Below are 8,689 nucleotides of genomic sequence, written 5' to 3' on the forward strand. Positions count from 1 at the left end.
TATTGCAGGAATTCCAGGTGATCTACATCTCGCGGGGCAAAGGCATATTTGAATCGGCCAGTTGTGCGCCTACGGTGGTTAAAGAAGGTACTATATTACTGCTGTTCCCTTACGAATGGCACCGTTACAAACCCGATGCCGAGGCGGGATGGGACGAATGGTGGGCAGGATGTAAAGGCCCGGTGCTGGATAACCTGTTACGCCGGCAATTTTTCAGCAAAGAGAAACCACTTTACCATATCGGTTACCAGCAAAACGTGATGCAGCTGTTCCACGATATGATCGGCCAAACCGGCGATGAGTTACCGGGTTACCAGCCGTTAATCAGCAGCGCTGTGATGCACCTGCTGGGACTTGTACAATTTTACGGCAAACAGGAAACTGCACAGGAAGACCCGCTACACGCACAGCTGGTGAATAAAGCCATGCAGTATATGCGTACACATATGTCGCAGGCAATTTCGTTCGATGCGTTGTGTAAAGAGTTACAGGTAAGTTATTCGCACTTCAGGAAAGCGTTTAAATCGCACACCGGCATGCCACCCCACCAATACCTGCTGGAGCTGCGGATGGAGAAATCGCGGCAGTTACTGGCCACCACGCCAAAGGCGGTAAAGGAAATTGCTTTTGATGCGGGCTTTGAATCGGCGTTCTATTTTTCCAGGATGTTTAAGAAAAAGATGGGCACAACGCCCGGGGCTTACCGTAAGAGTCTTACACACTAAAAGTGTCAGGTTAACACTAAATGTTGCGGTTGTTGATTTTGTTTTCTATTTTGATGGGAGAACTTGTCTAAATACGATCGTTATGAAATATATCCGCATCCTGACCGGATTACTACTCTTGTCACCCTTTTGCAGCACGTTACAGGCGCAGCAGCCAGCTGCCAACATCAGCGTACATCTTACAGAAGAAAAAGGCCCCATGAAACCTATATGGGCCTGGTTTGGCTATGATGAGCCGAACTACACGTACATGAAAGACGGTAAAAAGCTGCTTACAGAAATAGCCGCGTTAAGCCCAACCCCTGTATATGTGCGCGCACACTCCCTTTTATGCACGGGCGACGGTACGGCGGCACTTAAATGGGGTTCCACTGATGCTTACAAAGAAGATGCGCAGGGAAATCCTATTTACAACTGGCGTATTGTAGACAGCATTTTCGATACTTACATCGATCGCGGCATGAAACCCCTCGCCCAGATAGGGTTTATGCCGCAGGCGATGAGTACGCGACCCGAACCTTACCGCCATTACTGGAAACCAGGTGATAAATATGATGATATCTTTACCGGATGGGCCTATCCTCCCAAAGACTATAACAAATGGCGCGAACTGGTGTACCAGTGGGTAAAACACAGCGTGGAAAGATATGGCCAAAAGGAAGTGGAAAGCTGGTACTGGGAAGTTTGGAACGAACCTAACTATTACTTCAAAGGCACCCGCGAAGAGTTCTTTAAACTGTACGACTACGCGGCCGACGGCCTGAAGAAAGCCCTGCCCACTGCCCGTATAGGCGGACTTAACGTGGCTGGCACTAAAAGCAAAGGTGCGAAGGAATGGATGGACGCGTTTATACGTCACTGCCTGTACGAAACAAACTATGCCACCGGGCAAAAAGGCTCACCCCTCGAAGCTTTCCTGTTTCATGCAAAAGGCGAACCGAAGCTGAATAACGGCGTTGTTTGGATGAACATGGCACCACAATTAAAAGATATACAGGCGGGCATGCTGATGGCCAAAAGTTTCCCTGAAACGGCTAACCTCCCGCTGATCGTTGGCGAATCGGACCCGGAAGGCTGCGCCGCCTGCGGTATGGCTACCAATCCGTCCAATGCGTACCGCAATGGCACCATGTATTCAAGTTACACTGCCGCTTCATTCGCACGTAAGTATGAACTGGCGGAACGTCATAATGCAAACCTGGCCGGCGCCGTGTCCTGGTCGTTTGAGTTCGAAGATCAGCCCTGGTTCTTCGGCTTCCGCGACCTGGCTACAAATGGGGTAGACAAACCAGTACTGAATGTGTTTCGCATGTTCGGCCTCATGCACGGTACGCTGGTAAAATCGACCAGCGACAGGATGTACCCCCTCGACACGATCCTGGCTTCCGCTATCCGCAACCGCCCGGACATCGGCGTACTGGCTTCTAAAAACGGGAAATCCGCTACTGTAATGGTATGGAACTACCACGATGCCGATAGCCTTACCGGGCCGGAAAAAGTACGGGTAAACGTAACTGGTATCCCGGCCACCGCTTATAAAGTAACTGAGTACCGCATCGACCAGGAGCATAGTAATTCTTATACTGTATGGAAAAAGATGGGCTCTCCCCAAAAACCGACAGCGCAGCAAATAGCGACATTGGAAAAGGCGGGGCAACTGGCTACTATGGGCAAACCAACCTCTTTTAAAAAGCAGCAGTTGCAGGACGCTGCGATTAGTATAAGCCTGCCGCGGCAGGCAGTTTCTTTGTTAAAGATAGAATGGTAAAAAAGAGGAGGCCTGTTATTCCAATTTTTCAAATATCAAAATGTTACCTTTGCGCCTGATTTATTCGTTTGATATGAAACTGGAAGAACAACTACTCAGAAGAAGTGAGCATAAATGCGAGCTTTGCCAGTCTGGCGAAGGTTTAAGCCCTTATGAAGTACCGCATGCACCCGGCAGTGGTGATGATATTCACATTCTCGTTTGCAGCAAATGCCTGGCGCAACTTGAAAAGAAAGAAGAACTGGACAGCAGTCACTGGCGCGTTCTTTCAGAAGCGATGTGGAGCGAAGTAGTACCCGTACAGGTTACGGCCTGGCGTATGCTGCACCGACTGAAACAGGAAAGCTGGGCTGCCGACCTGCTGGATATGATGTACCTGGCCGACGATACGCTGGTATGGGCAAAAGCCACCGGCGATCATGAAAACGATTCGGCCGTGGAGTTGCACAAAGACTGCAACGGCGCGGTATTACAGGGCGGCGACTCGGTAGTACTTATCAAATCCCTGGATGTTAAAGGCTCTACCCTCAATGCTAAAATGGGTACCGTCGTAAAAAACATCCGCCTGGTAGAAGAAAATAAAGAACAGATCGAAGGAAAGATAGAGGGACAGGTGATTGTGATACTCACGAAGTATGTGAGAAAACAAGGATAATCATCTCATAAGAAATTGAAAAAAGGGCAGCTTGTACGGCTGCCCTTTTTTTATGTACAGATGAAACCTATCACTTTAACACTTCTGCCAGTTTCTTCTCCAGATCCTCACCTCGCAGGTTCTTCGCTACAATTTTCCCTTCGGGATCTAAAAGGTAGTTAGCCGGAATAGAGCGAATGTCATACAAGCGCGACACGGCATTATCCCACCAATTGAGGTCAGATACATGCGTCCAGGTAAGGCCATCGTCGTGGATGGCTTTGATCCATTTGTCTTTGTCGTCCGGCCTGTCAAGCGACACGCCCAGCACGGTGAAGTTCTTATCCTTATATTCATTAAAAGCCTTTACCACCGCAGGATTCTCATGGCGACATGGCACGCACCAGCTTGCCCAGAAGTCGATCAGTACATACTTACCTCTTAAATCTTTCAGTGCTACTGGTTTGCCCAATGTATCGTTCTGCGTAAACTCAGGGGCTAACTTTCCAATAGCGGTCGCTTTTGCAGCGTCTATGCTATGCTGCATCTTCTTCGCTACGGCGTTCTTCTTTGCGGACGGCTCCAGTTCTTTGTAACGGGCTTCCAGCTTCTCCATATCCCTGTAACGCAGGTAAAAAGAAAGTACAAAAGCGCTCAGCGGAGAGCCCTTATGTTTATCGATCCATGCTTCGTACACGAGATTAGCAGAGGAATCGAGCTTCGGGTAATCCTTCTGTAGCTTTGCGAGCAGCACGGTATCTTTTACTTTATACGCTTCGTTCATCTGTTTGGACAATGCAGATTTCTCTTTAAACACCGGAAGTTTGCTCAGTGCGTTGAGGCTGTTAAGATCAGCGGCGTAAGCAGGGCCTTTGTAAGTGATGTCCTTTAGCAGCGGGCCGTTGCCAGTAACCTGCAGTTTACCTGGTTCGAGGTAAAAAAGCAGGGAACCATTTTCCGCTGTACGGTCTTTACCTACTCTTAAAAGATAAATATCGCCGGTTTCAGCGGATGCCTGCAAACTAAAAGCACCTGCTGTTGCTTCTGTAGAATCTACCTTACCGCTGCTGGTCAATGGTTGCATGTATACTTTAGTGCCTGCTTCCAGGCCTTTTATCTTTCCTTCGATTATTGCCTGTGCATTGGCTGCTGTAGCGCTCATAACCAGTGCGGGTAACAACAGTTTAATGGTATTTTTCATCGGATTATTTTGTGTGATTTAATGATTACCTAAAAGTGATTTCAACTGCGCATCCATCTTTTCATCATCCCTGTCGCCACCTTCGAAGCGGCCAATGATGTTACCTTCGCGATCGAGCAATACTTTAGTGGGCAGGCTGGCGATGCCATATTGTTTGCTGAGGTCTTTAGGGTTAAATATCCCTGCCATCAGCTTCTCCCTGTCCATACCACGCAGTACATGTTTCCAGATGCCGATGCCATCTTCTTCTACCGCCTTCTTCCAGGCGTCAGGTTTACTATCGTCATCGGAAACACCTACGATCTCAAAACCTTTGTTCTTATACTGTGCATATAGATTTTTGAGATGCGGATTACCTTTACGGCAGGGCAAACACCAACTGGCCCAGAAGTCGATGAGTACGTACTTCCCTTTATAATCGGCCAGGTTAAACGGCGCGCCGGTGATATCGGTAGTGGCGAAAGCGAAAGCTTTTGTACCGGGAACGCCTATCTTCCTGCGTTCCAGCTCATCTCCCATACCTTTAGCTACCGTTGATTTCAGCTTTGCATCCAGGCCGTCGTAATAAGCCTGGAGTTTTTCGGTAGGTAAGGAATAAGAATATCCCCTCAGCAGGTAGGCGCTGTAGTAAGTACCCGGGTGTTTATCGATATAAGCAAAATCGATCTTTTCCATTTCCTTGTAGTAAGGTTTCAACCCTTCCTTCATTTCCTGGAACTTGAAATTACTGATCTTATTCACCGAATCGAGCGACTTAAAGAACGGCTCCCATTGCTTCTTCAGCGGGGCCTTTTGCACATTCAGCGCATCCATTTCTGTTTGAATGGGCCCACCTTTGATCTTCGCTTCCTTGAACGCATTCTCTTTTACATCAACAGTGATGTTCCCGGGCTCCAGGAAGAAGTAATGCGTATTGGGATCGTCCATGCCGCGGCTGACCGTACGGCCGCTCAGGCTGCAGTTTCCCGGGCCATTTATCTCCCCTTTGAAGGAAAAGCGGCCATCTTTAATGGCGCTGCTGTCTTTTACATACACGCCTTTGGCATTGGCGTACTGCAGGTAGATGTAAGGAAGCGCACTGCCGGTGTACTTGCCTGTGAGGGTAAACTGCTGCTGTGCGGTCGCCTGGTGGGCGGCCAATGAGAGCAGGACGATGGAGAATAGCTTGTTCATATATCAGCTTGTTTATTGTTCGTTCTGAGAAAGGTTACCATTGCCGGAAATTTCATCTGAGGGCAGTCTTAATACTACTTTCGGGTCGTTTGCCTGTACGGTCATCACCCCTGAACTGCCGGACGTATAGTTGCGTATCATCGGCAGGCCGTTACGGAAGTAATCGTAACTCGAATGGCCTTCGAACGCTAATTCGATGCGGCGTTGTTTCAGTATTTCCCGGAACAGCGCTTCGCCTGTAATATTGGAGGTGTCGCCAATGCCCGCACGCGAGCGGATAACGTTCAGATCGATCAGCGCCGCGCCATTATCGCCCGCTTTTACCGCCGCTTCTGCGCGGTTCAGGTATACTTCGGCCAGTCGCAGGTAACGGTGAGGCGAGGGACTGTACAGCGATACATAACCCAGCATGTACTTCACAGACGCTACCGAATCGTTCGGATTACCAGGTGTTACGTTCTTTACATAAAACTTGTTACGCAAATCGTTTGGTTGCAAAAGGCTTAACAGGTCGGGCGACGGGCGATACAAACCACCGGAGTAGTTGATCTGCGAAGGCATGGCGTACAGGTTGCTGATAAGTCCGTTGGCGTATTGGGTGTTTATCGCGAATATATCTTCTTTATTACCCGGCGCATCTGTGCTATAGTAAGCAGTATAGGCCGTGTTCTGCAGCAAAGTGTAGCCTCCGCGGAGGATTACCGAATCGGCATACTCCTTAGCTTTTGCGTTAGCTGCATTGTCGGGCTGGGCGAAGGTGCCGCCCATATAAAGGTACACCCTTGACAGTAAAGCAAAGGCAGCATAGCGGGTAGCATAACTGTTCCCTTTGGCGGCCTTCAGCAAAGGCAGTGCAGTTTGCAGATCGGCAATTACCTGGTCGTATACGGCTTTTACGGAAGCACGCGGTGGAGCAAAACCAATACCGTTATTGTCGGTGGTAATCAACATCACACCCGGACTGTTCGCGGCGTCCTGGTAGTAAGGTTTGCCGTAAATGCGTACCAGGTTAAAGTATACGTAGGCGCGTAAGAATAAGGCTTCGCCTTTTACCTGCAGGATGTCTGCATTTGTTTCTTCGGCCTTTACGTTAGCGAGGATCTTGTTCAACAGCAACGTGGCCGTGTAACTTCCCCGCCAGTATTCGTAGGTGTACGAAAGGTCTTTTTCCGCGGAGTTGAGGTAATTGAACACGTTGGTGTTTTTGTTTACCCCGGCATCCAGTGCGCGGATATTATTACCATGTGCTTCGGACAGGAATAATGTGATATCGTTGTAGTTGAACGAGCTGGCTACCGCGCCGCCTGCAATGGAAGCATATGCGCCCCATAGCGCTTTGGTAAACCCCTGCGGCGAGGAGAACTGCTGGTCCTCGTACGTTACGTTGTGCGGGCGGAGGTCGTCCAGCTGCTTGTTACAACTGCTGCCCGATACTACTGCCGCTAATGCGAATATATACAGTGCCGATAATTTCATCTTCTTACAGTTTAAAATTAGAAACCTACATTAATGCCTGCCAGGAACCTGCGTGGATTAGCAAAGCCAGTGCCTACACCACCATAAGCGGTATTGCTGCTCAGCGTTGCCCCTTCAGGATCTGCACCCACAAAGTCTTTATGCTTCAACACCCAAAGGTTATCGCCGCTTACATAGGCGGAGAACTGCTGTAACCGCCATTTCTGAATCAATTTGCGCGGCAGTTCGTAGCTGAAGCGTACATTTCGCAGGCGCATATGGCTGGCATTACCCCATAAGCGGGAAGAGCGGAAAGTAAGCGCACTCCAGCCATTCGGGCTGGTGCTGAACACATCCGGGTAATTGGCTTCCGTATCGCCAGGGCCCTGCCATACATGCTGGTTGCTGCCGAAGTTCACGTTATTCCTGCCCAGCCTTGGTGCGGTAGGCGACTGGAAATTGTTTACCAGCGACATCATCACATAGTTACCGTACTGGAACCACCATTCGGCGCTGAGCGTGAACTGGCGGTATTTAAACGTATTGGTAAACCCACCGAAGAACTTAGGCGTGGCAGAACCTACGGGTGTCCAGTTGGCCAGGTTCGTGGTGCTGCCTATCCCCTGTACATCTACTGCTTTACCTGTAGCGTCATAGTTACGGTGGATGATGTTACCATTATCAGGATTGATGCCCACGTACTGTATTGCTTTAATCACGTTAATATCCTCTCCTATCTTCCTGTAATACACACCGGAATAACTATCGCGCAGCGAATCCTGGTAAAGCGCGGATATTTCATTTTTATTAAAGCTGATGTTGAAGTTCGAATACCAGTTAAAGTCTGTTGTTTTCACAATATGTGCATTCAACATGACTTCCAGGCCTTTGTTGATGATCTCCCCGATGTTCTGGTACTGGTTTAATGAGCCCTGTGCAGAGGTCAGGCTTACATTCTGCAGCAAACCTGCGCTTCTTTTATGGTAAACATCGATGGTAGCGTCTATCCTGTTCCAGAGTCCTGCGTCCAGCCCGATATTAGTGCTGTACATAGTTTCCCATGAAATGCCGGGGTTAGCCAGTTGGGAGATATTGGAACCTACGTTATTGGCACTGCCATAACGCGGTCCGTCGGTATAAAAAGTGGTATTTAAATAGCCATCTCCAAGATCGCGGCCGGACGTACCATATACGGCGCGGAGCTTCAGGTTATTTACTACATCATTGCCCGCCAGGAACCCTTCGTTGGAAAGCAACCAGCCGCCGCTTACGGAGTAGAACGTGCCGTACCGTTTATCGCGGCCGAAGTTCGTAGTCGCATCTGTACGTACCGAAGCGGAAGCGTAGTAGCGCTGATCGTAGTTGTAATCTGCCTGCCCGAAAACCGAGAAGGTAGCCCGCTCCTGGTAGCTGCCAACTGGCCCTGGCGCCGGAGTAGCCGGGGTATAGTACGCTGCATAAATAGCGCTGCCATAAGATTTGGCTGCACCGGCATTACGTTCGCCCGGCAATACATTGAACATATCAGCAGTGTTCACCTCTGTGGTACGTTTACCCCACTCCTGCCCTGCCAGTGCAAACACGGAGTGTTTACCAAATGACTTACGGAAGTTGATGGTGTTCGACGTCAGGTAATCTGTGTAACGCGTATCGCGGATAGTGAGCGTACCATTAGGAATGATCAGACTGGCCGCATTAAAAAGATAAGGATAACCACCATACTTGCCCGAGTA

The 8,689-nt window shown here is 49.3% G+C and carries 6 protein-coding genes and 1 pseudogene; 3 read left to right on the forward strand and 4 right to left on the reverse strand.

Annotated features, from left to right (window positions below):
* From QZT80_RS13510 to QZT80_RS13520, 3 genes are all read left to right on the forward strand, one after another.
* A partial coding sequence (locus QZT80_RS13510) for an AraC family transcriptional regulator (protein WP_295122606.1) occupies positions 1–725 on the forward strand: 725 nt, incomplete at its 5' end.
* Positions 726–807: 82 nt separating this feature from the next.
* Complete coding sequence (locus tag QZT80_RS13515) at positions 808–2,493, forward strand: beta-xylosidase (RefSeq protein WP_295122608.1); 1,686 nt, start codon at positions 808–810, stop codon at positions 2,491–2,493.
* A gap of 49 nt (positions 2,494–2,542) precedes the next feature.
* Entirely contained in the window at positions 2,543–3,148 is a 606-nt protein-coding gene (locus QZT80_RS13520) for an alkylphosphonate utilization protein (protein ID WP_295122610.1), read from the forward strand.
* Positions 3,149–3,218: 70 nt separating this feature from the next.
* Here the strand turns inward: QZT80_RS13520 and QZT80_RS13525 are convergent, their stop codons facing one another.
* The 4 genes and pseudogenes from QZT80_RS13525 to QZT80_RS13540 form a co-directional block, all read right to left on the reverse strand.
* Complete coding sequence (locus tag QZT80_RS13525; RefSeq protein WP_295122611.1) at positions 3,219–4,328, reverse strand: TlpA disulfide reductase family protein; 1,110 nt, start codon at positions 4,326–4,328, stop codon at positions 3,219–3,221.
* 18 nt (positions 4,329–4,346) lie between these two features.
* A complete protein-coding gene (locus QZT80_RS13530) occupies positions 4,347–5,501 on the reverse strand; it encodes a TlpA disulfide reductase family protein (RefSeq protein WP_295122613.1) in 1,155 nt (384 codons plus the stop codon).
* Positions 5,502–5,513: 12 nt separating this feature from the next.
* On the reverse strand, positions 5,514–6,977 hold the full coding sequence (locus QZT80_RS13535) for a RagB/SusD family nutrient uptake outer membrane protein (protein ID WP_295122615.1): 1,464 nt from the start codon (positions 6,975–6,977) through the stop codon (positions 5,514–5,516).
* Between the two features lie 17 nt (positions 6,978–6,994).
* A pseudogene (locus tag QZT80_RS13540) lies at positions 6,995–8,689 on the reverse strand (TonB-dependent receptor); the annotation flags it as partial.

Source organism: uncultured Chitinophaga sp. (assembly GCF_902168175.1).
GTDB lineage: Bacteria > Bacteroidota > Bacteroidia > Chitinophagales > Chitinophagaceae > Chitinophaga.